Source organism: Aliiglaciecola sp. (assembly GCF_039982535.1).
Classification (GTDB): Bacteria; Pseudomonadota; Gammaproteobacteria; order Enterobacterales; family Alteromonadaceae; genus Aliiglaciecola.
In genome coordinates this window covers 185,105-209,854 of the sequence record NZ_JBDWYG010000033.1, presented here as the reverse complement: position 1 = coordinate 209,854, position 24,750 = coordinate 185,105, and the positions used below count along the sequence as shown (strand labels likewise).

General features: G+C 40.4%; 17 protein-coding genes. 6 read left to right on the top strand and 11 right to left on the bottom strand.

Going from position 1 to position 24,750, the window contains the following annotated elements:
* Positions 1–183 precede the first annotated feature (183 nt).
* Positions 184–798 (top strand): MarC family protein, encoded by a 615-nt coding sequence (locus tag ABJV04_RS08100; RefSeq protein WP_348490963.1) that lies wholly within the window; start codon positions 184–186, stop codon positions 796–798.
* A 73-nt stretch (positions 799–871) separates the two neighbouring features.
* On the opposite strand, the gene ABJV04_RS08095 is transcribed toward ABJV04_RS08100, so the two are convergent.
* Positions 872–2,755 (bottom strand): M1 family metallopeptidase, encoded by a 1,884-nt coding sequence (locus tag ABJV04_RS08095; protein WP_348490961.1) that lies wholly within the window; start codon positions 2,753–2,755, stop codon positions 872–874.
* Positions 2,756–2,871: 116 nt separating this feature from the next.
* Here ABJV04_RS08095 and smrA point away from each other — a divergent pair, with 116 nt between their 5' ends.
* On the top strand, positions 2,872–3,456 hold the full coding sequence (gene smrA / locus ABJV04_RS08090; protein ID WP_348490960.1) for a DNA endonuclease SmrA: 585 nt from the start codon (positions 2,872–2,874) through the stop codon (positions 3,454–3,456).
* 146 nt (positions 3,457–3,602) lie between these two features.
* Here smrA and ABJV04_RS08085 read toward each other — a convergent pair whose 3' ends face one another.
* From ABJV04_RS08085 to ABJV04_RS08065, 5 genes are all read right to left on the bottom strand, one after another.
* Positions 3,603–3,953, bottom strand: coding sequence for an L-rhamnose mutarotase (locus ABJV04_RS08085; protein ID WP_348490958.1), 351 nt, complete (start codon positions 3,951–3,953; stop codon positions 3,603–3,605).
* Positions 3,954–4,000: 47 nt separating this feature from the next.
* Positions 4,001–5,425 carry an L-fucose:H+ symporter permease gene (fucP, locus tag ABJV04_RS08080; RefSeq protein ID WP_348490956.1) on the bottom strand — a complete coding sequence of 475 codons (1,425 nt, stop codon included), beginning with the start codon at positions 5,423–5,425 and terminating at the stop codon, positions 4,001–4,003.
* Between the two features lie 289 nt (positions 5,426–5,714).
* On the bottom strand, positions 5,715–6,512 hold the full coding sequence (locus ABJV04_RS08075) for an IclR family transcriptional regulator (RefSeq protein WP_348490954.1): 798 nt from the start codon (positions 6,510–6,512) through the stop codon (positions 5,715–5,717).
* Between the two features lie 236 nt (positions 6,513–6,748).
* Positions 6,749–8,113 carry an acetylxylan esterase gene (locus ABJV04_RS08070; protein WP_348490953.1) on the bottom strand — a complete coding sequence of 455 codons (1,365 nt, stop codon included), beginning with the start codon at positions 8,111–8,113 and terminating at the stop codon, positions 6,749–6,751.
* Positions 8,114–8,131: 18 nt separating this feature from the next.
* Positions 8,132–9,331, bottom strand: a complete 1,200-nt coding sequence (locus ABJV04_RS08065; protein WP_348490951.1) for a putative glycoside hydrolase — start codon at positions 9,329–9,331, stop codon at positions 8,132–8,134.
* A gap of 525 nt (positions 9,332–9,856) precedes the next feature.
* Here ABJV04_RS08065 and ABJV04_RS08060 point away from each other — a divergent pair.
* From ABJV04_RS08060 to ABJV04_RS08045, 4 genes are all read left to right on the top strand, one after another.
* Positions 9,857–11,395: a sulfatase-like hydrolase/transferase gene (locus ABJV04_RS08060; RefSeq protein ID WP_348490950.1), complete on the top strand. Its 1,539-nt coding sequence runs from the start codon at positions 9,857–9,859 to the stop codon at positions 11,393–11,395.
* 50 nt (positions 11,396–11,445) lie between these two features.
* Positions 11,446–13,272 carry an alpha-L-fucosidase gene (locus ABJV04_RS08055; RefSeq protein ID WP_348490948.1) on the top strand — a complete coding sequence of 609 codons (1,827 nt, stop codon included), beginning with the start codon at positions 11,446–11,448 and terminating at the stop codon, positions 13,270–13,272.
* A gap of 143 nt (positions 13,273–13,415) precedes the next feature.
* The gene (locus ABJV04_RS08050) at positions 13,416–14,927 is read left to right on the top strand and encodes a sulfatase-like hydrolase/transferase (protein ID WP_348490946.1); all 1,512 of its coding nucleotides are present in this window, start codon (positions 13,416–13,418) and stop codon (positions 14,925–14,927) included.
* Between the two features lie 143 nt (positions 14,928–15,070).
* Positions 15,071–17,458, top strand: a complete 2,388-nt coding sequence (locus ABJV04_RS08045) for a PDZ domain-containing protein (protein WP_348490945.1) — start codon at positions 15,071–15,073, stop codon at positions 17,456–17,458.
* Positions 17,459–17,855: 397 nt separating this feature from the next.
* On the opposite strand, the gene ABJV04_RS08040 is transcribed toward ABJV04_RS08045, so the two are convergent.
* The 5 genes from ABJV04_RS08040 to ABJV04_RS08020 form a co-directional block, all read right to left on the bottom strand.
* A complete protein-coding gene (locus ABJV04_RS08040) occupies positions 17,856–19,328 on the bottom strand; it encodes a hypothetical protein (RefSeq protein ID WP_348490943.1) in 1,473 nt (490 codons plus the stop codon).
* 97 nt (positions 19,329–19,425) lie between these two features.
* The gene (locus ABJV04_RS08035; protein WP_348490941.1) at positions 19,426–19,734 is read right to left on the bottom strand and encodes an EF-hand domain-containing protein; all 309 of its coding nucleotides are present in this window, start codon (positions 19,732–19,734) and stop codon (positions 19,426–19,428) included.
* 324 nt (positions 19,735–20,058) lie between these two features.
* Positions 20,059–20,250 (bottom strand): hypothetical protein, encoded by a 192-nt coding sequence (locus tag ABJV04_RS08030; RefSeq protein ID WP_348490939.1) that lies wholly within the window; start codon positions 20,248–20,250, stop codon positions 20,059–20,061.
* 49 nt (positions 20,251–20,299) lie between these two features.
* Entirely contained in the window at positions 20,300–22,201 is a 1,902-nt protein-coding gene (locus ABJV04_RS08025) for a sulfatase (RefSeq protein ID WP_348490938.1), read from the bottom strand.
* A gap of 20 nt (positions 22,202–22,221) precedes the next feature.
* Positions 22,222–24,705: a hypothetical protein gene (locus ABJV04_RS08020; protein WP_348490936.1), complete on the bottom strand. Its 2,484-nt coding sequence runs from the start codon at positions 24,703–24,705 to the stop codon at positions 22,222–22,224.
* Positions 24,706–24,750 lie beyond the last annotated feature (45 nt).

Sequence of the window (24,750 nt, the reverse complement as noted above, 5' to 3'; positions counted from 1 at the left end):
TAAAAAAGTTTACACACATCCGTGAATTCTCATTGCAAATTACCTTGCAAAACTTGACGGCTAAGTACATTGGAAAAACACCTCCTTTAAAATAGCCTTTTTAATCTGCTCTTTTAAACTTTGAGCAAACTGCAGTACCTAACCCTTTATCAATTGATAAATTCAACGAGAAAAAAACAAAACATGATGGAACAAATAATAAATGACTTTTTAATACTTTGGGCAACCATAGATCCCATAGGCACAATGGCGCTTTTTGCTGGATTAACCGCTAGCCTTTCTCCATCAGAGCGTCGCAAAACAGCTTTTAAAACTATTATTTATTCTAGTTTGGTTCTTGTTGGAGCAATTGTTGTCGGCCAAATAATTCTGACGGCCATGGGCATTAGTTTGTTGTCGTTCAAAGTAGCTGGCGGCATCATTTTATTCCTATTTGGAATTAAAATGATTTTTGATGACAACTCGCCGCGCAAAGAGATGGATAGAGAACACAATATGGCAGTCTTCCCCCTCGCCATTCCTGCTACTGCATCTCCGGGGGCGATTTTGGCCGTTATTTTGTTAACCGACAATTATACTCACCCAATCAACCAACAAATTACCACCACATTAGTGATGTTAAGTATTTTGCTTATCACCCTTGGATTATTGTTATTATCAGGACGTATACTGCGTATTATTGGGTCAGGCGGCGCTTCTATTCTCACCCGTATAATGGGTATGATTTTAGCGGCTCTTTCAGTTGAATTTGTAATCGAAGCCTTGTCCATTGAAAAATGGATAAGCAGCTTTTCGTAAGTGCATTTAAAGGGATCAAAAAAGGGAGCTGGTTAAGCTCCCTTTCTAATTGAAAATTTAATCGTAAACTCTGCTATTCCACAAACTTTTCGTTCACATGTACGGTAAGAGGATGGTAACCAGGTTTCGCCTCTTCAAAAGCACGTTTTGCAAAAACTTTACCTTCTGGTGTTTTCGCCAACTCTCTGTAAAGCGGTTTCACTAACTTGTTACGACCTATTCCAACCAAGTAACTATAGAGTCTGTCGTAAGCAGGTTTATATTCATTTTTTACCGCAATTAATAGCCAACTGTGAGCAATTTCATTGTTCTTACTGGCTGTGAGTTGAAACGCAGTGTCCAGCTCATCTAATTGTTTTTCACTTAGCTCATCTGGCATATTGTTTAAGAAATACAACCACTGATGGACAGTCCAACCTTGGGTATCCACCTGCTCTGCCGTTAAACTTCCTGCTAACCAAGCATTGCGAGCGTTATCAACCTTACTAAATGCATCTGACTCAGGAACAGGCGCGCCATCAGGAATTCCAGGTTCGAAAATCCATTGATGAACCCTTTCTTTGTCTAGAACATCTGCATAGGTCGTCAATAACGTTTTATCAAGGTAGCTAATAAATTGGTCAGTTGTGATACTTTTAAATGCAAAATGGTTGAAGTATTCAAGCAGAAACTGATCGAAGTTATCACGACCTATTTTTTGCTCTATTTCACGAAGAAATAATGCGCCCTTTTCATAAGGGATATTTGAGAACACATCGTCAGGATTACGTCCACGCAAGTCTATCGCCAAAATTTCATCGTTATCGGGTAACGAGGCAATATCAGCTTGTAAATCTTGGTATCCCAATACTGCTTCCATATTGTAGCGGTCAGTACCGTAGATCATTTCCATAATGCGATAGGTTAAATAGGTAGTGAAACCTTCATTTAACCACAGGTCACGCCAAGTAGCGTTTGTCACTGTGTTACCAGACCAACTGTGAGCCAATTCATGGGCAATTAGTGAAACTAAACTCTTGTCTCCAGCAATAACCGTTGGAGTTATGAATGAAATGCGCGGATTTTCCATTCCACCAAATGGAAATGAGGGTGGTAAAATCAATAAGTCATAACGATCCCAACTGTATGGGCCGTAAGTCTTTTCTGTTGCTTCTAACATACTTTCAGTATCTTCAAACTCTTTGGCGGCAGCATCAAGAATAGATGGCTCAGCGTAAACTCCAGTACGTTCCCCCATAGCCTTAAAGTGCAAATCACCAATGGCCAACGCTATCAAATAAGAAGGAATGGGTTGAGGCATATTAAATTCATACACACCATCACGCTCAGTGTCTGGATCATTGGCAGCACTCATCACCGCAAGTAGCTCTTTAGGGGTACGAATGGTTGCGGTATAAGTCACTCTCACCTGGGGAGAGTCTTGCAATGGAATAAAGCTGCGAGCATGTACAGCTTGTGCTTGGGTGAACAAAAACGGATATTGTTTACCGGCTGTTTGCTCAGGTGTCAACCACTGCGCGCCAGAGGCATCTTCTGCAGTGTGATAACGAACAGTTACCTGATTGCCTTGTGCTGGCAAGCTAATATGCAAAGCGGACCCTAGGTTTGCATCTTCTTCTTGCAGTTCAAAATCAACCGGCGTATTGCCTGCCATCACCTCTAAAATGCTTAAACCGCGGGTGTCCAAAATGAGGGTTTTACCTTGCTCATCGACTTTTTGATACGTTAGGGTTGCCGTGCCAATAAGCTGATGTTTGTCAAAGTCAGCAGTTAGGTCTAAATCGATATGTGAAACTTTCACAACATCGGGATTAGCAAAAGAATGATAATCTTTAGCATTGTCTATTTGCGTTTGTTTTGGTGTTTGTTGTACTTTGGTTTCAGAAGGTTGTTCCGGGTTAGAGCAGGCTAACAACGTGGTTACCCATAAAAACGCAAGATAGCGAATACTTTTCATATATTTTCCTAGTGAACTTTTTCGCTAATTGTGACATAAAACTAGTTAGAACCGAAATCAAAGGCCGCAAATTATCTGTAGGTTAACTAAAAGCATATTTTTCAAAAGGGGTTGAGATGTCTAGACAATATAACGAAGAAATTTCGACGTTTATGGATGCTATGCAAGATGTCAAACCACTTCCTAAGCAAGATAAAGTCGTATCCTTAAAAGCAAAGCCAACCCTCGCTCAAAGCTTGAAACGCGAGGCATTGCAACGAGATTTAAATTTAGCCCAGAATTATTTAAGCACCGAGCACGTAGAGCCTCTGGATCCCTATGATCACCTTATTTACAAAAAGCCCGGTGTACAGGAAGGTGTATTCAAAAATTTACGTTTGGGAAAATATAAAATCGATTCGGTGCTAAATTTACAGCAGTACAAATTTGAACAAGCGCGACAAACATTGTTTGAGACCATCATTCAATCTCAGCAAAAAGGAATTCGAACATTATTGATTAAACACGGAATAGGTTTGAACAGCCAACCGTTTCCAGCGTTTTTGAAAAGTTACGTGTATAAGTGGTTGCAACAAATGCCGCAGGTTTTAGCATTCCATACCGCGCAAAAATACCATGGCGGTTCAGCATCCGTGTATGTGCTGCTGAAAAAGAGTGAAACAGACAAAGCGACTAATCGAGAATTACATCGTAAAAAATAACAGGTTAACAAGCCTAGCTTAATGATATTTTGCGAAGAGTGTGTACAAAATGCAGTTGTAAAGTAAAAATGCAGTAGAAAGGTAAAACTGCAGAAGTAAAGCTAAGGTAGGTAAAGGCTACCTTAGCTGAGTATGGTCACCATTAATCAATCATTTTTTTGCAGATCAAATATGTTTTGCATAGGTTGCCATTTAGCGTTTTGCTGTTGGCTGTCCACTTTCTGAAAACGTTCCATCAACCTTTCCCATTCCTGCACTTTGGGATTTTCACTGTCTAACTTAGCTTTAGCCTCGAAGCTAAAGCCCGGCTTAACGTCCAACACCATCACTAAATGCGTATCAAGTCGAAAAATTTGCATGTTTTCAATACCGGATGCACGTATACTCTCAAGCACCTCAGGCCATACAGCACCGGGTTGATGGTACTCTTCATATAAGCGAATCAATTCATCATCATCCTGTAATTCAAGACAAAGACAATAACGTTGATTATCCATAAATTGGTGCTCCTAAAAACAAATTGTTAAACACCCTTTTTTCCCTCTTAGGCTTTATAAACGTTATGTGCGCGATAACCATATAGGCTAATAACCACAAAACATATTAGGGGTAATAAAAAGGAGGTTTTTACTGATGGGATGTCACCGATAATAGGTGCAGCATCGATCATCGCAGCTTGTAAAGGTGGCATTAACGCACCGCCAACAATAGCCATAACCAAACCAGCAGAGCCTAAACTTGCGTCATCACCTAAATCTTTTAGGGCAATACCGTAAATTGTAGGAAACATCAGTGACATACAAACTGAAATACCAATCAAGCACCATAACCCTAACATTCCGCCTAAAAATATAGTGCCTAAAGACAGTGTGATTCCGCCTAAGGCCAGCAACATTAATAAAGGTCCAGGGCGAATAAAACCCAATAAAAATGTACATACAAAGCGACTAATTAAAAACAACGACATTGCCACAATATTGTAACCTTGAGCCTCTGCCGCAGTCAGACCAACCGCCGTCATACCGTAGTGAATAATGAAGGTCCAACACATAATTTGTGCGCCCACATAAAAAGCCTGTGCTATCACCCCTTCAATGTATCGTCCATTGGTGAACAAGCGCCCAAAAGTGGCCCCTAACTCTTTGATGGTTAGTGGCTTATCATGAGAAATAGTGCGAGGTAACTTATTAAATAGAAACACTAAAAACAAAATGCCAACCACCACAGCGATGGCAATATAAGGGCCTCTAACGGTTATTAAATCGGCAGATTGCATTGCTTGATGGGCAACCGGCTGATTTTGTGCAAATTCAGTTAATGCGGTGGTTAATTTGCCATCAACCACACTAGGTAACATTTCAGCATATTCTGGATGCTCAGCACGTTCTGCGGCGCGGAATTCTTCTACCTGCAATTTATTTAAGATAACAGTGGATGCGACAAACATACCGGTTAGCGAACCAATTGGATTAAATGCTTGAGCTAAATTAAGGCGACGAGTGGCTGTGGCCGGATCGCCCATGGATAAAATATAAGGGTTAGCAGTGGTTTCAAGCAATGCTAATCCGCAGGTTAAGATACATAGTGCAGCGAGAAAGAAGTTAAATTCTTGTTGCACACTAGCAGGAATAAACAACAAAGCGCCAATAGCGTAGAGCGCAAGTCCTAATAATATCCCGGATTTGTAGGAGTATTTACGAATAAATATCGCCGCTGGAACGGCCATGATGCCGTAGCCAAGATAAAAGGCAAACTGCACCATACTGCTTTGAGCATTGGTAATTAAGAAAATATCTTTAAAGGCTTTAACAAGTGGGTTGGTCACGTCATTAGCAAACCCCCACAACGGAAAAAGCATGGCAACAAGTATAAAAGGCACTAACATGCCCTCACCGACTATGCGCGGCTGAGATTTGGTGGTCTCTTCTAACTCTATTTGTGAATTAACTGCTTCGGCTCGCAATGTCATTTTTTCTCCACCTCAATTAATTTAAATGAAAGACAGTGATTGAGTTGCCTCTAAAATTCATAGACTAAGGTGAAGCAAAATAGAACCTTTGCGTTTTACCCAAGACGTATTTTATGTAAATAAAAAGCGAATACGCGCTTTTACAAAATCGTCTAAAGATTCTCACAAAGTGATAACAAGGGCAAGAATTATTTCACATTTAAAATATTATTTTATATGCAAACCAAAAATAAGCCTTTCTGTTTTAAGAAATTCTTGCCATAAAAGAAATTAGTTACTCAAATACTGATTATGAAGCGTCAAATCCTAAAGCGGCGGAAATCTCAAGAGCGGCTTGTTTGATTAATTTGTGGGCCTCGTCGACATTAGTTTGGTGTGAACCATCGAGGTACTCAAAGAAAGGAACGATTAAAGCGGCTACAGCTTGGTCTTGATAGTCAAAAACCGGATAACCAATATCTTGAATGCCCTGAGCCTGGGCGCTATAAATACACTCATACCCCTGACTCAGTACTTTTCTCACCATTTTATCCAGATTAAAATCACGATCTGTAGAGTGATGAGCCGGGATTCGGCTAAGCATTTGTTCCCGGGTATGTTGGTCTGCAAAGGCCAACAACAGATGACCAGAACAAGTATTCATCAAGGGGGCTTCGGCACCTAAGCGCACGCTGAAGACTCTTTCAGAAGGTGAATCTTGCTGAACCACTACATGACCTTTACCTTCATAATATATAACCAAATGACATGATTGTTCTATTGCGTAAGATAGGCGTTGCAATACCGGTGCAGCGACACTGGTTAAGCGTTTAACAGGGGGAAAACGATGTGCTAAACCAAACATTTTCAATGTTAGCATGTATCTATCACTACCAGGCTGCAGCGACACATAGCCACGTTGTTCCAACACAACCAACATCCTAAATAACTCACCCACTGATCTGTTAAGTGTTTTGGTGATTTCACCAATATTCATACCTTCGGCCTGGTTGGCCAACAGTTCCAGAATATCTAAGCCTTTTTCAAGTGCTGGCGCACTGTAAGTTTTGCGTTTAGATTGTTCTGCTTTATCCGTGGGTTTTGGCATTTTTGATCCCTGTTTAATCTTTCGAAATATTTTCAGTGCAGCATAATGCTTTACACTTTTTAATAGAACAAGTTTGTTTTTATACAAACCTTTATAATACGCATTTTACTAATAAAATAGCTGATTAGTTAAACTAATCATAAAGCTTACTATTATTACCTAACACCAACGTCCGAAATAACAAAATAACAAAGTGATTAAGTCCATCACCTTCAAGCTCTAAAAACTATTTTTAATTAGTCTGAATATAAAGTGCTGCTCACTGTAAATATTTGGTCTTCTTCATGTATTCGTACGGCCAAATTAACGAACCAATGCTGCACATCATTAGGCATTACTACTCCAGAGGTTACAATAATACGCCCTGGCTGTGTTTTTGATGTCACAACCGAAGCATCAGTCTGCAACCATTTGGCACTTCCTGTATGACCTTTGTCTTTTGTATAGTGAATTGTTGCTTTTGTAATTTGGTAATCGTTTTCGGCTAAATTAACGAGAAATTCTGCTTGTACTTGGCCCGACTCGAGCTTTTTGACTGCAAGGGATTTAGCCCAAACATGGCCTTGACGCACTACATGTTTGGCAAAAAAGTATGATTCAGCTTGATTCCAACCTGGCCGATGTCCATGTCTAATTCCCGGCTTAATACTTACAGAATAATCACCGGTTAATTGTGCATAAGAACGAGCCTGAGCGTCTAAAGCGAAATGTTTATCGTCGCGCCACGTTAACCAAAGAGAAGGTTGTAAATAATTAGCAATTCGATGCCCTGGCTCCCATATATCCTTATATGCCGCATTAGCAATTAGTGCGCTTTGATATTGATTCTGCATGCTGTCTAAAAATCCACAACCGTAAATAGGAATTGAAAAGTCGAAGCTATTGTCAAACCCCAAAACCGTTGAGGTAATGACTCCCCCCCAAGAAATGCCAGTTAAACCAATATGTTGTTTATCAATATCAACCTGGGATGCTAAAAAGTGCTTGGCACGGATCACTGCTGAGACCGCATGAAACATCCACTGTTCATCTAACGGTTTATCAAAATCAGCATAAATTCCTTGTCTGGAGGGACCCGAACTTTGATGTTTCTGCCACCTCAAGGTGTCTTTTACTTTTGCGCTTTGAAGGTCATCTACTGGAATGTCAGTTTGTCCTTCCACGGCAATGGAAATTGCCGCAAACCCTGCTTCATTCCACTTTTCAACCCATTCTTTAAATGCCGTGCCTCCGCCGCCATGAACTAAAACCATGGCAGGAATTTTACCCGTTGCGGTTAATAACGGAACTTTGGGTAGATTATAAAGAGCAAAAATCTGAGTCGGCTGAGTAACGCCACTTGCAGTGGTAATTGGCTCTCCTGCTATATATAGTTCAGTCATCCCATCTTCTCGACGTTCTGAAGATAGCACTTTCACCTCATTGTCAGCTGCTAACTGAGAAAAGTGCGCCTCTATTTGCTGCCTTATTTTGAGCGGTTTAGATTTGAGCGGTTTAGATTTGACTGGCTTAGTTGTAACCTGCTCCGAAACGGGCAACGCACACCCGTTTAGCAGGCCGATAGATAAAATTATAATGGGTAAAAATGTAAATTTATTCATAACTCTACAGATATCAAATTAATGCCATTTAATCGTGCTTTCTTTCGTTTCTATATTCACAGTTACCGAAGCATGTTCGAACTCTCTAGAATAAGTCCAGCCGGTTTTTTTCCCATAGTTTAATGGCGCACCTAGCTTACGATCAAATTCTGGGTACCACTTAAGTGCACCATGGTGGGCTCGGTAACCCCAAGTGTAATTAAAGTATGAGTAGCGCTGAGCAACCACTAAAAAGCACGCCAGAGGGAAATCAATGGCTTTTTTAGCTAATTCATATAACTCTTCTTCTGACTTTTTCATCATCTGACGCTCAGTAAAGTTAAATCCAGGCCAAGCTTTAAAAATAACAATTTTGCCTGCATTTGCGGCTTCCATCATGCGCTCCATATCCAATTGGATCATTTCCTTTGAACGACTTTGGAACTGATTAAAGTGTTCGGTAATGACTCCGTTGGTATGGGGAAGGTAACGTAAACCACCATCTTCCCAGCCTTGGGGAATCGAACGGATGCCGTTATAAATAAGAAGCTTATCCGCTCCAAGTTTAGCAGTGGTTTGATCTAACAAGGTGATGACACCTGCTTCGATTGCCTTAAAACGTTCCTCCCCAAGGCGTTTCGCGGTTGCCTCGGGGCGAATTGAAATTTGTGGTAAAGCGTCAATAAATACGCCATCTAAGTTACCCTCTTCAATGGCATCGTTGGCAACATTTACCCACCAATTACGTACCTGTGGGTTAGATAAATCGTACTTTTTCAAATAATCGCGTTTAAGATCTAGTTCACCGTCTTTGTTTTTAATAGCACCGTCTTTAATCTTTGAAAAATTCTCATGGGCATCGTATAAAGAATAATCAAGTAAACCATTCCAATAAAAAAGTACTTTCATATTTGGGTTGAGCTGTTTTAGTGCTTTCGCTCCGGCAATAATGCCTTTTTCGGAACTACCATATTTCTTTATTGCATGGCCTTTTTCTAGTGTGACAAAGTCGTAATGACTAGCAATAAACTGGTTTTCTTGATGACTGAGTGCGCCATTAGTGCGTCCAAAATGAGCATAAACAGGAACTGTGTCCCAATTAAATTCGGGGTAAGCGCTATTAACCTGCGACGGTGGACTCTTGTCCGATAAATTAGCAGCAATTCCTTCAGGAGCCAGGCTAGTTAACAATGTTGCTGTCAACACAAGGCCGATTAAAGTTGATATTTTAGTGTTCATTTGTGACCTATATTTAGAAACCAATGCGCATAACTCGTTTGCTATGAATACCTGATGTAGTGGTATACAAATACGCTAGGTAGATGACATTTATTAAACGACTATTAACAGTAGCCGCTCTGATAAACCTACTTATTGGCTAATTTGTTATACAAAAAATTAACATACACGATATATTTCACATACTCAATTTAATTTCATATTTGAAATCTAATTAAGTATATAAAATCCATACACAAACTAATGACTAAAAAATGGAGAAATAAAACAAATAATTGACAAAAAAGTAACATTACAATATATTTTAAATACAATTTATTGTTTTATATTTAAAATATAGCAACTTTTTAGAATCTAAATAGAATTTATCTGAAAGAGTCAATCCTTTCCATTGGGCATAGCAGATACTTTTAGCTTTCAATTATAATAAGAGTGGCAACCCAAACCAGCCTGAACATCACTAATATGCAAGAGGTAATTACAATGCGTCTAAACACTGTCCAGCTCTTAAAGTGTTTATCTTTTGTGTCACTACTTACAGTTAATACATCGGCGTTTGCCCTATCCTCGCAGCCAGATGGATTGCAAACGGTGGATACTGTAAACAAACAACCAAATATTATTTTCATTTTTACCGATGACCAACGCTTTAATTCACTGACCATGACTGGCGATCCTCTATCGCCAACCGAACATATTGACCAATTGGCTAAAGAAGGGGTTTTCTTCGATAACGCCTTCATTACCAGCCCTATTTGTGGACCAAGCAGAGCAAACATGTTCACTGGTCAATGGGAGCGAAAAAACAAAATTGGTTTCCACACTCGGTCTCATAACGTTATTACAAAAGAGGTTTTTGATAACAGTTGGTTAATGCAGCTTAAAAAGCAAGGTTACTCCACTGCTTTTATTGGCAAGCATCATACGAAAATAGCAGATAAAAACGACACGCCTTTACGTGAAAATATCGATTTTGCATACTTTGGGAATGGCCATTTGGGCTTTCACTTCAAACCTAAGTTTAAAGCCTTCTCAAACTTAAAAAACAAAACACAAGTTGAAGGCTTAATGGAGGCCACTAAAGCTTATTTATCTCAAAACAAAGACTTTGACTACTTTTATGAAAATGCCCATCCTTCAATTAAAAATAGCATTCAACCTAGGGATCCTAAAAAGCCTTTTGCAGCATGGATTAACTTTAATCTACCCCATGCATCCAGCATCGGCACCATGGGCAGCCTAGAAAGTGATCCATTAATTTATAAAACCCTATTTCAAGATAAAATCGATGAAATAGAGCTACCAGCTGGCTATCCTGTTCCTATTAGTTTGCCGAAAGAGGTTTATGGTACCCGTGACTTAATGAAATATTATGTCACTAGTAATAAGAAAAAATTGTTAAACGACAAATTAAAAATGGCGCGTGCGGTATATGCCATGGACCTATTTGTCGGTGAACTGCGTCAACAGTTAAAGAGAATGGGTGAAGATCAAAATACCATCATCGTTTTTGCTTCAGATAATGGCTTGTTATTAGGTGAACACGGACTAGGTGGAAAAACCATTTTGTATGACGAGTCTGTGCACGTTCCTCTTATTATCTACTCTCCGTTTTTTGACGCTAATACTCAAGGTAAGCACATCGATGAATTAGTGGTTGGGCAAGATATCGTGGCAACGCTTTTAGATATGGCTGGTGCAAATGTCCCTTCTTCTTATCAAGGTGAAAGTCTAGTTCCATTGATAGAAGGAACAAAAACAGAATCGCCATGGAGACAAGATATTTTTCTTGAAAACTTGTTTACCGACCAAGGCTACCCACGACAAGAGGGTGTGCGTGATAAGAAATTTAAATACATTCGCTCGTTTAGTAAAAAACAAGACAGAATGAAATATTTACCGGCGCGGTCTTTTACTACCAATGAAGAACCCATTTATGAAGAGTTGTTTGATATCGTTTCGGATCCTAACGAACTAACTAACCTTGCTAATGATCCTAAATATGCAAAGGAGCTTGAATACTATCGAGACCGAGCTCAAACATTGGTAAAAGAACTTTACTAAGAATGCATATACACCTTCACCTTTATTTAGTCGGCTAATAAGAAATTGAAATGTTAATTATCAATAGGATATTTCGTTGTATTTTGCTCAGTAGCCTAATTTTAGGGTTCGTTGGTTGCAGTGTTTCGGGTAAAAAAGAGCGTAATTATCCGCAACAAAATTGGGTTGTGCTCGACATTAATTCAACTAAAAATCTTGATGATTTATCCTTCCTTGCTAAGCACAAAGGCAAATTTGTACTGCAATTAGTAAGCAATGATATTGTAGAAGCGGCTGTCAGCAATATAGAGGTTAACGGCCAAAAACTGCACGAAAAGTTGCAGCTAAAATACACCATAGAATCTGGCTATGTTTATGAGTTTAGCGATCCAATAACCTTGCAGGCTCAAACCCACTACCCGCTATCATTATCTACTTCAATTAACGTCAAACAAATTAGAATTGTTCCCCACCGCTCTAACCCAATAGGTACCGGAAAGTACTACAATCAATGGCTGAATATGCACCAGTCACCGGAAAAACAACAGGCATTGGGTTGGTTTAAAGATGCACGCTTTGGCATGTTTATTCATTGGGGGTTGTATTCACAAGCCGGTGGCATTTGGAAAGGCACGAAGATAGAAGACTCCCCCTATCCAGGTCCTCGTGTTGCAGAGTGGCTAATGTCGACCTTCAGAATACCTCGCGCAGAATATCAACAACTGGCGAGTACTTTTAACCCTGACAAATCCTTTGCGCAAAATTTTGCGCAACTGGCCAAGAAAGCTGGTATGAAATACCTCGTTATTACCTCTAAGCATCACGATGGCTTTGCCCTTTACGACTCAGCAGTGTCCGATTACGATATTGTTGATGCAACGCCCTATCAAGGCGATCTAATCAAAGAGTTGTATGATGCTTGTCTATCAGAGGGCATCGAGTTTGGTATCTACTATTCCCATGGCAACGATTGGTTTGACGGGACAGATGGCAACTACGCAAACGTTAAAAAACAAAACGACAAATTAGGAATTTATACCCATGCACAAGGAAAGAACCTATGGGATCCTAGTTCGAATACCCATGCAGAGTACTTAAGCAACAAAGCTTACCCGCAAATTAAAGAATTACTCACCTTATTGCCTAAACTACGGTTAATTTGGTTTGATGGCGATGGTTTCATTACCGAAAAGCAAGCTTTTGAGTTTTACAAATTAGTCTACGATATCAATCCCAATGTGTTAGTGAGTCGTCGTGTTGGTTATCAATTTGGTGACTACCTTGATGCTGGCGATAATGTCATTCCCTCCGCATCCGAAAAGATGGAAAAGCAGTGGGAAACGGTTGGCACCACCAACAACTCTTGGGGCTTTAAAGCTTATGACGACGATTGGAAAAGCACCAAAGAACTGCTTTATTATTTTATCGATATTCTATCCAAAGGTGGTAATTATTTGCTGAATATTGGGCCAGATGGAAAGGGCAAAATTCCCCACCAAAGTGCCCAACGCCTAACGGAGATGGGTCAATGGATAGGAACCAATAGCGATGCCATATTTGGCACAACACGCTGGGACATCAGTTATGAAGGCGCAAACGAAACCTTATTATCGGGAACCGGTCATCGCGCAAAATCAGGCTTTAACCGTCAATTCACCCATAGAGATTTTTGGTTTACGGCAAAACAAAACAAAGTATATGCAATATCGTTAATGCCGCCACAGGACAATATAGAAATACTTTCTTTGGGCAAAGGCAGCGGACATATAGACGCGGTTAGATTGCTCGGAAGTACTCAAAAACTATCTTGGAAGCAAACTGATCACGCCCTTGTTATCGATGCCCGTGATTGGCAAAAGGCTGAAAATGGATTTGCTGTAGAGATCATTTTCAAATAACCCTAATTGAGCTACACATCGACAAGAGGTGTTTAATTAACGCCTTTGTTTTTAGACAGAAAACATAGATCAACAATTGAGCTGATAACAAATGAAAAAGCGTTATCCCGTAGTGACATATACGAACGTAAGGAGCTTTCATTTTGAAAAAATTTAATTTCTTCAATATTTCATTTTTGATATTATTTCTCTCGCAATCAACAGCTTTATTGGCTGTTACTCCTACCCCATCAACTAAAACAGACCTTCCTCCTAATATTGTGTTTTTAATGACGGACGATCAGCGTTGGGACACTATAGGTAGCTATGGTAGTAAAGATGCAATTACTCCCAATATTGATAAGCTTGCCGCTCAAGGAATTAGTTTTGACAATGCTTATCATGCTGTAGCTATTTGCATGCCAAGTAGAACGACGATTTTCACCGGACGTTATTTTTCAGATCATCGTGTAGGTTTCACCTACCCTTATAATCGCACATTACCCGCAACAGAGTTTGCCCAAAGCTATCCAGCGTTGATGAAAGCAGCAGGCTATCGCACAGGATTTGTTGGTAAGTTTGGCGTTAGCTTAGAAGCATTACCCGAAACCGTTGCCGACCACTTTGACTTTTATGCAGGTATTTCAACAACAAGTAAAAAAGGCCCCCACTTTCCTAAAAGTGATAAAAAGCTAGCTCATATCTATCGTAAGGATCGTAACCCTAAAGAGCGAACGTTGATTAAAGGGGATGCAATGATCCGGTTTTTAGAAACGCAGCCGAAGGGTCAACCTTTTAGCCTTTCAGTCAGTTTCGATGCGGTCAAGAATGACCGTGATACTGACATGTATGGTCCACATGTTGAACTGTTTAAAGACAAGAAAATGCAGGTACCTGCTAATTGGGTAGAAGGCAAAAATGACCAGTTGCCTAAAGTATTGGATTATAGCCGCAGCACCTACCTTCACATGCAACGGACATCCACGCCGGAACTTTACCAAACACTTGCTCGACGCTTTGCAGTGCAGAGTTATAGTGTAGATGAGCAAGTTCGTCGTTTAGTCGCTAAATTAGAAGAGCTTGACCTACTAGATAACACAATCATCATTTACACCAGTGACAACGGACGTTACCACGGTTCACGTGGGCTTTACGACAAAGCGATTCAATACGATGAAGCCATTAAACAACCACTGATTGTATTTGATGGAAGAGCCTCTAAAGAAAACCATGGTCGTAGGATTGATGCCATGGTTTCGTCTGCAGATATTGCCCCCACGATTTTGTCTTTGGCAGGCTTAGACATACCGCCGGTAATGAAAGGTTATGACTTAAGTCCACTCATGGAGGGTAAGCAAGACATGACAAAATGGCGGGAAGGCGTTTTGACAGAAAACTTTTTTATTCAGGAGCTGTTAAGAACCAAAGGAAAGCAGGTTGAAGCCAAGAATAATGAAGTTATAAAAAACAATCGCTCTTATCGTAGCCGTGGGATACGAACAAAACAGTATCAGTATTTTGAGTATTTCGAACATACGCCAGTAATTGAGGAGCTTTACGAGCTAGCAAATGACCCTGATGAACAAAACAACCTCGTATCTGATCCAAATTACAAATCGACTTTAGCAGAAATGCGGAAAAAGGCGGCACAACTTTATGCACAAGCTCTTCAGTAATGCAGCGAGTAGACACCAATTGCAAAATATATTGATAGGAACGTTTAATGCCTACTAAATACTTGATAAACCCCTTTAACACTCACAAAAGCGCAGTTTATAAATCTGCTATAGCACCAATAATACTATGTATTTTTAGTTGCATGTCTAGTGTCCATGCTGCTGAGATCTATGTTGCACCAACAGGAACGGATAACAACAGCGGGCGACAAGGCAAACCACTTGCGTCAATAGCTAAAGCCAAACAACTCGCTCAGTCTTTTGCAGGAAAAGAAGCGGTAACAGTACATGTTGCTGATGGCGTTTATTATTTGCCCGAGACATTGATTTTTGAACCGGCGGACTCTGGTAGTGAGCGATATCCCATTATTTACAAAGCAGAGCATGAAGGGCTAGCGGTGTTAAGTGGTGGTACAAAATTGAAGCTGACTTGGTCTGCTTATAAAAATGGTATTTTCCAAACCGATACACCTGTAGGTTTAAACATTGATCAACTTTTTATTGATGGTCAAAACCAGCGTATGGCACGATACCCAAATTATGATTCGAGCAAAAAAACAGCAGCCTATCAAGGATATGCGGCCGATGCTTTTTCTGCAGAACGGGCGGCAAACTGGGCCGATCCTAGGGGTGGTTATATTCACGCAATGCATCGTTCACAATGGGGCGGATACCATTATCAAATCACAGGCAAGAAAAGCAATAACGAAATAACTTATGAAGGTGGTTGGCAAAATAACCGTCAACTGGGCATGCATAAAGACTTTCGAATGGTTGAAAATATATTCGAAGAACTTGATGCACCAGGCGAATGGTTTCATGATGCTCCAAAAAATAAACTTTATTTTAAACCAGCCAAAGGGATAAATCTAAATACAGCTAAGGTAGAAGTGGTACGCCTGAGTCATCTTGTAGAGTTTAAGGGCACTGAATTAAACCCAGTAAAACATATTACCCTACAAGGTTTTGTTGTACGTCATGCGTCTCGCACTTTCATGAAAACTAAGGAGCCTTTGCTGCGTTCAGATTGGACAATCTATCGCGGTGGCGCATTCCTTCTTACGGGCACTGAAAACATTCATATTTTAGATACCGAATTCGATCAGGTCGGTGGTAATGCTATTTTCGTCAACAACTATAACCGTAACGTATTGATTAAAGGGTGTCATATTCATGATACGGGGGCCAGTGGTGTAGCCTTTGTTGGTGATCCTGATGCCGTGCGTAATCCTTTATTTGAATATAAGCAAACAAATGACTTGTCTAAAATTGACCGGACTCCAGGGCCAAAAACCAATAACTATCCAGCTAATTCAACTGTGGAAGATTGTCTTATCCACAAGATAGGCAGTGTAGAACGTCAGCCTGCTGGTGTGCAGATTTCTATGGCAAAAGGTATCACGGTTCGCGATGTTTCAATTTACGATACAACTAGAGCGGGAATCAATATTGGTGACGGTACGTGGGGTGGGCATTTAATTGAGCGCGTTGATGTGTTTGACACCGTGCTAGAAACACACGACCACGGTTCGTTTAATTCTTGGGGACGTGACCGATACTGGCGCAGCGACCAAGCCACATCACAACAAGCGATTGATGAAGCTCCCGACTTACCATTTTTGGACGCAGTCGAAACGACCACCATCCGTAATAGTCGCTGGCGCAGTGATCACGGCTGGGATATTGACTTAGATGACGGTTCCTCAAATTACGATATCTATAATAATGTGATGTTAGCTGGAGGGTTAAAATTGCGTGAAGGTTTTCGCCGCCACGCCTGGAATAACATTGCGGTTCACAGTGGTTTGCACCCACATGTTTGGTATAACCAAAGTGGTGATAAAGTTTACAACAACATTTTCATGTCTCGGCACAAGCCTGCTCGAATGACTCATCCCTTTGTTGATCAAGTTATGGTAGATAAAAACTTCTATGGCGAAAGCAAAGAAAAAGTAATGTCGGTTTCTGACAACCTAAGTTGGGATAAAAACTCAGCCTTTGGCGATCCAATGTTTGTCGACCCGAAAAACGGAGACTTCCGTGTGAAGCCTAACTCCCCTGCGTTGAAGATCGGTTTTAAGAATTTTCCGATGGATCAATTTGGCGTCAAAAAGGCATCTTTACGTGCTATAGCTCGAACCCCGAACCTTAGCGCTCCGGTAAAAACCAAACGTAAAGCACAACCATCGTTTACAGGTACATGGATGGGGGCCAGTTTAGTAAACCTTTCCGGTAATGACTTTTCTGCTTTTGGCGTCAGTAAACAAGCAGGTGGAGTTGTGATAAAAACAGTGCCAAAAGATAGCAAAGCTTCTAAAGCGGGGTTATTAGCAGGCGATGTTATTCAGAATGTTAATGGCCAATCAGTTTCTAAGTTACGTCAATTAAATCAAACCTTGAAACGTACGCCTGCGGATCTCCTCAACCTTAAATTGGTGCGCAATCAGCAAGTCATCGAGTTGATGCTCCAAATGGATAAAGATCTGCAGTTGAAAAGAGTATCAAGCCCTAAAAAGAAGCAGCTTCAATAAATGAAATTAACTCTTGTCATACTATCAAATGGTCTGTTCTATTTACCAACGTGGCACAGGTGCAACTAAAAATCTATTATGACCGAGTATCAAGGAAATGTTGGCGAGTAATGGTTTGTCAGCGTGTTACTCACCCATTTGACGCACCTATATGGATCATCATGTTGTGTTTACTACGCCCTAGGTGTTTATTCCAAACCGCAATTACGGAAATCTATAGAAGAACAATGGCTAGCACACGGGGAGCTGTCTTCGCCAAAATTGTCTGGAATATGAGATGAGTAGCGATAACCCGCCGATATTTTAGTATTTTCTTGGGCTAATTACCGCACAGTTACTGGTCCTCGGCGACGACTACAGTGCCAAAATAACAGCTCGATATTGTATTGAAATTTTCTTAACTTTCATCACTAATAAACACTTTCCCAATGGTGAGTTGTGCTAACAGCGTTTGCCATGGCTCAATGTCCCAGTTGACTCTCTCTCCCATGCTTATTGCCCGTTTTAAGTATTGAATAACTTGTTGGAAATTACGCTGTTCACCAAAACGATATGCTTGTGAAAGTAAATAGTAGTATTCTGGATTCCATTTTTGTTGCTCGCCTATTTTTGTTAGATATTCTAGTGCCAAAGAAAAGTTGCGTAATGCTTTATCTTGAGCAAATAGTCTCAATTCTGCAGCCTTTAAGGTAGCCGAAATATCATCTTTCTTCGCTGCAGACTCTAACCAAAACAAGGCTTTCGTTTCGTCTTTCTGCACCCAAGGGCTACTAATTAATAATTTACCTAAGCGAGATTCTGCTTTCGCCAAACCATAAGTACTGGCTTGCGCAATCCAATCAATGGCTTGTTCAATATCATCCTGTTCTCGATAAAGCTTAAGGCCGTATTCATACATAGCGTCAGGAAGGCCATCTTCGGCCAAGCTTTTAAGGCGTTCGTTTGCTTCTCCTTCATACTGCTCTAACCAACTAAAATATTGCAATAGCTGCGCATATTGAAAACGGTCTGTTAAGCTAGAACTCGCCTTGAGTTTTTCACTCTGGCGAAGCAGCGATAGGTACATTTGCGCGTTTTTTCTACGCAAAGTGAGTTTATCGTAACTAGCAATACCTAAATTGACTCTAGCAACAAACTCAACGTTTTGGTGTTGAATTGTAGGCTTAGCTAAAGAATACCGAGAGAATTGATCGAGCAAAGTTGTGGCACGCCCATCGCGCTGCACTTCTACAATATTTCGAACAGAGCCGTCAGGCGCAAGGTCAAAATCGATAATGACAAAGGGCTCGCTAGACGTCGTCGTGAAACTGAAATCCATATCGAACGAGTCTTCACTGTCACCGCCCATTTCGTAATCAGAATCATCTAGCAAGTCATTGTCAGCAAGGTCTAATTCAAAATCGTCTAATCCTAATTGCGCCTTTCCGCCAAAGGTAATCTTGTTTGCCAAATTGTTTGCAGCAAGTTCAGGCAAATATTTTTTACTGATGTATTTTTTACCTTTTTCACTTAGTAACTTATTCAGAAATTTTTGAATGTTTAGCCTTTCTTGAGTAGCCATGTTACTTAATATTTTCTCTACTAACGATTTTGAATCATGAAAGTCGTACTCGGCCGCGAATGAAAGATATATAAGTGCTTTGAACGCATCTTTATCGGTCCCTAAGCCTTTGAAATACATATTAGCAAGCCGATAGTACGCAAAAGGGTTACCTACTTTTGCCGCATCCGAATAGCTAGCTTTTGCGAGTTTAAAATTTTTCGCAGTATAATATTCATCGGCCTTAAAAATATCATGGGCAAAGACAAGCGATGAAGAGAAACAACATAGGGTTGTTATAATGCTTATTAGCTTAATTAAAAACATCATAATTCTTTTTCCATTTCAGCCCTAATGTAAATAATAATTTTATCAGTCATCACAATATTGTCTGTTGATATAACGGCATTTTTACCAAATGATTCAATTAATTTTCTTTCTTGTCTTTCTTGTTTTTCTTGTTTTTCTTGTTTTTCTTGTTCTTTCTTTCGGCCTCAAGTTCGGTTCTATTAAGGTAGCCGTTTTTATCAACATCGAGTTGGACGAAACGCTTTGGTCCATTTTTAGGCTTTTTAATACTAGACGAAAATTCCTCGACGGTTACGCGACCATCAGAATTAGCATCTACTTTGCTAAATCGGTCTTGTTTAGTATTTGAGGTTGTTGAAGTTGTTGAACATGCAAATAATGTTGTTACAAATGCTGTAGCAACCACTGTTTTTAATAAATTTTTCAAAATTACACCTCTTTTTCATGGAAGTTTATTTGTCAGCGTCAATCCAATTGTTGCCATAAACTTCTTCGTTTAACATTTAACGATCCATTCACAATGTGCGCATTAAGCAACTCAGATGAAACTCGAAAAACTCTTTCTTTCACTTTTCAAGTACTAAACGAATAACGTTCTACAGCGACATTGCAATTTAGTAACATCAGGTTAACATAAAATCAAGGTGTATGTAAAAATACATTTTATATTTGAATTAAATGAGTGATACCCCTCTGGTAATTCGCTAGTAAAGGCAGTAACACCTGCAAACTCTGCTGCTTGTAACGTGGTTTACTCGTAAACTTGTGGTAGGCTCTGGCAAATATTGTCTTTACTGGTGCCAGAAAAAAGCATGCTTTCTTGTAACACCACGCTCTTATTACGGCGCAGCTCTTCTGGATCGGTAATGATGGGCCAAGTACCAGCCATGTGAGTGATGGGGCGTAATAAAATATAGCGATTACTGTTCAAAACAGCATTCAAATAAAAAAGCCTATTTTTCAATAGGCTTTTAAACATTTATTCCTTTAGATTATTTCTTTTTCTTCTTTTTCAAGTTTTCCTCAACAGACGGCGCCACTTTCGACGGCAAGTTATTACCCCGTGATGATTTTTTCACGTATGGATAACTCACGAGGAAATTGTTCCCATCGATTAAGTTGATCAGATAGTGGGTTGTCCCTTCGGGCAAGGTGGCAGTCACTTTATTGCCCGGTAAGACCTGAGCAGGCATGCGGAACCATTCCTCCTTTTTAGCGCCGCCATTTAATGTATACATCAGTTGCGCTCGTGCCAGCTTCGCACCATTTTCTTGATAACGATATTCAACCACATTGCCATTTCTTTGGTGAGACAATACCGTTGGTACTGTTTCTTTATTTGGGAGTGAGTCACTATAATGCGGATTATAATAAGGGTAACTCGCATCCATGGCTTCTAACTTCTCGGTCAACTTCGCATACATCGCCTGCGCCTTATCAGGCATCTTGGTGGCTAAATTATTGGCTTCTTCGATGTCTACACGAATTTGCTTTCCACCCTCAGTTTTATAAAGTTGATACAGCTCTAACTCGTCATTTTTAGGATCTAGATGATCATAGTTACGCACCAACTTATAGTCGCCGATTCGAATCGTACTCTCCAGCGCCAAAGCGTTCGGAAAGTGCCACAAAAGAGTGTCGCGTACCTGCCCATCTTGTTGTTTCACCAGTTGTGGATCAGTTGGATCAATCGCTAGTAAATCGCTAAGATCGCTACCGTCAAACTGACTACCTTCCGGCTCCTGTGTATTTGTCCACGAAAGAATAGTCGGATAAAAATCAAGACCGGAGGCCATAACATCGGTCTGTACGCCAGCTTTAATACCGGGACCAACAATAATCAGAGGCACTCGTGTCCCCCCTTCCATGGCAGAGATTTTACCCCGATCCAATGGGTAATTTTCGGCGATCTTTTCACCCGGCATGTTTTCCATACCACCGTTATCCGAAGTAAAGATAATATAGGTGTTTTCACTCAGTTTATGCCCAGGCCAACGGGGATCTTCTGTATTATCTAAATAGTCGAACATTTGTCCAACGTAATAATCAAGCTCCTCAACCATAGCAGCATAAAAAGGGTTTGTTTGTCCCTCACCCTTCCATTCTTGCGGGTTATCCGGTAATTCAACACCCATTTTTTTCACATATTTGTTAAGCAAACGTTCGCTGCGTGTATGAATAGGCGCATGCACTAGCTTAGTGGCATAATAAAGAAAAAATGGGTCAGCTTTATTTTCGCGCACAAAGGTTAATGCATCTTCACTCAGTTGGTGGGTAGCAAATCCGTTTTCATCAAGACGATACGGATCTTTGGGATTGTTCGTCGCAAACCCCGTTAATCTATGTGGTTTCATCCGTCTAGTAGTGCCTTGATTAGTCCGCGTCCAATCAAAGCCAAGATCCTCTGGCTCAGGGTAAGTTCTAGCCATGTGCCACTTACCACTATGCCCTGTAGTGTAACCATTAGCCTTGAGTGCTTGCGGCAGTGAAACATAATCTGTTGATACACGTCCGCTATACCAAGGTGGCATCATGCGATGAGCAGTTTTATGAAACGGCGCTGGCGGTGTGCCACCGATAACATGGGTGTATTGAGTGCGGGCTGGATGCGCCCCTGTCATAATGGCACCACGACTAGGTGCGCAAGACGGTGCTGGCGAATAACCCTGCCAAAACATAGTCCCCTTACCTGCTAGTGCATCTATGTTTGGTGTTTCGAATGGCGACGGCTCATCAATGTCATAAATTTTCACATCCTGCCAACCAAGATCGTCAGTCAGCAGTAAAATTACATTGGGTTTTTCAGGGCGCTGATGCACAGTCTCTTCATGCACGGTGGTGCAACCTGAAATTAAGACTGCACTGAAAAGTGCGATTTTTTTAATGGTTATCATAATAGTATTCTCAAATCAGTTTATTTTGATAAAAGTATCGTTTCTTCATCTTCTAATGCGGGTCTTGGTATTAATTTAAAACGTCGAATTTGTTCATGTTTTTTTAACGAGCGCAGGCTTAATACGCTGTTCCAAGTATTGTTATCAGCTTGCCAATTCCACTGAGCTTCTTTTTCTTCGTCGAAGCTGCTCCCCAGTGGCTCATAACCAGTGTTAACCTTTTCGGCCCAGTAAACGCTTGTAGGCCGCGGCAATCCAATCACTTTAATGGGGTACCATCCTTGCCCACCTGAAACACTAAATCCTTGTATCGCTTCGGCGTAAGTTATTTCAGGTAGTGTTGACTCCACATTCGCACCATTAGCTCTGATAATGGTAACTTGGTTCTTAACCGCCTCATTGATGGTTAAGGCTTGTATTCCATTTGTACCCTTTATAATTTCTTTGATGTTGGCATCTTTTCCAACGTAAAAGTTAGCACTAGCAGGTAACGCTAGGACTTCAACCGTGGCATTGATAATATCCCCCGGCATTAATTGTGTTATTTGTGGATCAATTCCTAATTCAATATTCACATTGCCTGCAGAGTTATTGTCACTAACTTCGAAAGAGTGTAGCCAGGCATTATTTAGCTTCTCACCATTAATGGTGGCGCTAAAATCACGAAGAACCACTGCTCGATTACCATAGCCTATACGTAAATCATTAGGATTGAACTTAGCTGGCAACATGGCCCAAGGCGCATTTCCAAGCCAAGGGACAGAAGCACTTTTGACTATTTGGGTACTTTGCAAAGGCCTTAACATTTGTGAAGGTTCGTTGACTTTATTACCACGCCCGTAGATCACAGAGGTAGAACGCCCTGATGCATAATAATCATTACCAAATTGAAATAATGCAAAACGCGAAATAGCTAATGGCTTGAGCACTTCAAATTCGAGCTTAATATAATTACGATTTAAATCATCGCTGCGAGGCATCATAAAAGTACTGCGTAGTGTTGCTGAATCATCAGCTGTGATTTCGGTTACTGATACTTCAGATAAAATAGGCCCCAAGGAATGAAATTCTGTTTTTGCTTGTTTCCATTGAATATAACGTCCGTTTTCGTCATGCAATAAACCTATGTCACCACCGCCAATATTGCTGGTCCACTCATAACCATTATTCTTACTTTTGTTTTTCATCCCTTTTTGGAAAAGTGGCCTGATATCGGTGATCATCGAACGACGCAGCGCTCGTCCTGGTTGAAAACAAAAGTGTTCACTCCAATTACCTAAGGCTGATTGTAACCAAAAACCATTGCCACCCCAGCCTACTAGACTAAGTTGTGCCACAGATGCTGCAGGTACACCATTCCAATTAGCATGCACTATTTCATAGGTGAATTCATGACGACTATTTGCTGGTACTTTTAAGCTAATAGATGAATGGATCCAAGCACCATCATTCTCTAGTCGAGGTTGGCCAGCACGAACATGCCAGTTTTTACTTACCTGAATGGGCCAACCTGTTTGAATGCCATTTGTGTCACGCAAAATAGGCACAAAACCGATTTTTGCATGGTTAGGGTGTATAAATCGTAAATTTACCGTTTGTTCAATGGCACTATCATTGATGAGTGAAAAATCGTTTATTGTTCTTTTATTTAAAGCTTCAGTTGAGGTTTTACTTCCATGCTTTCTTCCACCTATTTCAGGTAGCTTTATCTCCCATGCATTATTGGCCGCTGCAAATGAGACCGTTGATAATTTTGAGATAACTTCGATATCGTTAATTGGCTTTTCGTCTAAATTAAACCACTGCACCTGTTGATTTACAGTCAAGTTATAAGCCATTACTAAGTTCAAGACTTTCTGGTTTTTATGTGTAATAACAGTATCTTTAGCTTGGGTATTGTTATACCACATTGGTTTTATAGTGCTAATTTCAATCTGTTCAGTGGGCTTAAGTGTTAAGGATATAGAGCCAGAATTGTGCCAAGCTTTCCAATCTAACTGACCTTGAATATTAACAATTTTATCGACGTTATTATTCGGCACTAACGAAAACTCATGAAATGTTAGATGTTGAAACCAGTTGCCTGTCTCAACTAAACGAATAGGAAAAGCATGATTAAGTTGAGGTGGTAATTGTAATCTCAATGAGTATTTCTGGCCTGATGTGGTCAACACAACAAACGATAATATCCCTGTTTCCCCTTTATCTGTGTTAGCGAAGTGGAATTGCATTTGAACAGGGTTCACTTCAATTTGGTTCTTACCAGCTTGCCAAACTAACTTTGTTTTTTCTTCATTAAACCCTCGTAAATAGCTGTCTTCTGGACGAGAGACATTTAGATACGGCACACCATTTTTCCACATTAATGCAGCTGGATATGCACTACTATCTGGTGTAACCGGATCCAAAGAAACATCTAATTGTTGTGAGCTGATATTACTTTGATTTGCACCAATGCACGCAACTAACATTAGACACAAAAAAAAGGTAAATAAAAGTTTCATTGGTTATTCCTGAAACAGTCAGTAAAATAGAACCAAGCGCTAAAA

What these genes read in the sequence shown, in the direction of transcription:
- ABJV04_RS08070 (WP_348490953.1), bottom strand. Translation starts at nt 8,113, where the DNA reads ATGAATAAATTTACATTTTTACCCATTATAATTTTATCTATCGGCCTG.
- ABJV04_RS08045 (WP_348490945.1), top strand. Translation starts at nt 15,071, where the DNA reads ATGTCTAGTGTCCATGCTGCTGAGATCTATGTTGCACCAACAGGAACG.
- smrA (WP_348490960.1), top strand. Translation starts at nt 2,872, where the DNA reads ATGTCTAGACAATATAACGAAGAAATTTCGACGTTTATGGATGCTATG.
- ABJV04_RS08040 (WP_348490943.1), bottom strand. Translation starts at nt 19,328, where the DNA reads ATGATGTTTTTAATTAAGCTAATAAGCATTATAACAACCCTATGTTGT.
- ABJV04_RS08065 (WP_348490951.1), bottom strand. Translation starts at nt 9,331, where the DNA reads ATGAACACTAAAATATCAACTTTAATCGGCCTTGTGTTGACAGCAACA.
- ABJV04_RS08075 (WP_348490954.1), bottom strand. Translation starts at nt 6,512, where the DNA reads ATGCCAAAACCCACGGATAAAGCAGAACAATCTAAACGCAAAACTTAC.
- ABJV04_RS08095 (WP_348490961.1), bottom strand. Translation starts at nt 2,755, where the DNA reads ATGAAAAGTATTCGCTATCTTGCGTTTTTATGGGTAACCACGTTGTTA.
- ABJV04_RS08055 (WP_348490948.1), top strand. Translation starts at nt 11,446, where the DNA reads ATGTTAATTATCAATAGGATATTTCGTTGTATTTTGCTCAGTAGCCTA.
- ABJV04_RS08100 (WP_348490963.1), top strand. Translation starts at nt 184, where the DNA reads ATGATGGAACAAATAATAAATGACTTTTTAATACTTTGGGCAACCATA.
- ABJV04_RS08085 (WP_348490958.1), bottom strand. Translation starts at nt 3,953, where the DNA reads ATGGATAATCAACGTTATTGTCTTTGTCTTGAATTACAGGATGATGAT.
- fucP (WP_348490956.1), bottom strand. Translation starts at nt 5,425, where the DNA reads ATGACATTGCGAGCCGAAGCAGTTAATTCACAAATAGAGTTAGAAGAG.
- ABJV04_RS08025 (WP_348490938.1), bottom strand. Translation starts at nt 22,201, where the DNA reads ATGATAACCATTAAAAAAATCGCACTTTTCAGTGCAGTCTTAATTTCA.
- ABJV04_RS08020 (WP_348490936.1), bottom strand. Translation starts at nt 24,705, where the DNA reads ATGAAACTTTTATTTACCTTTTTTTTGTGTCTAATGTTAGTTGCGTGC.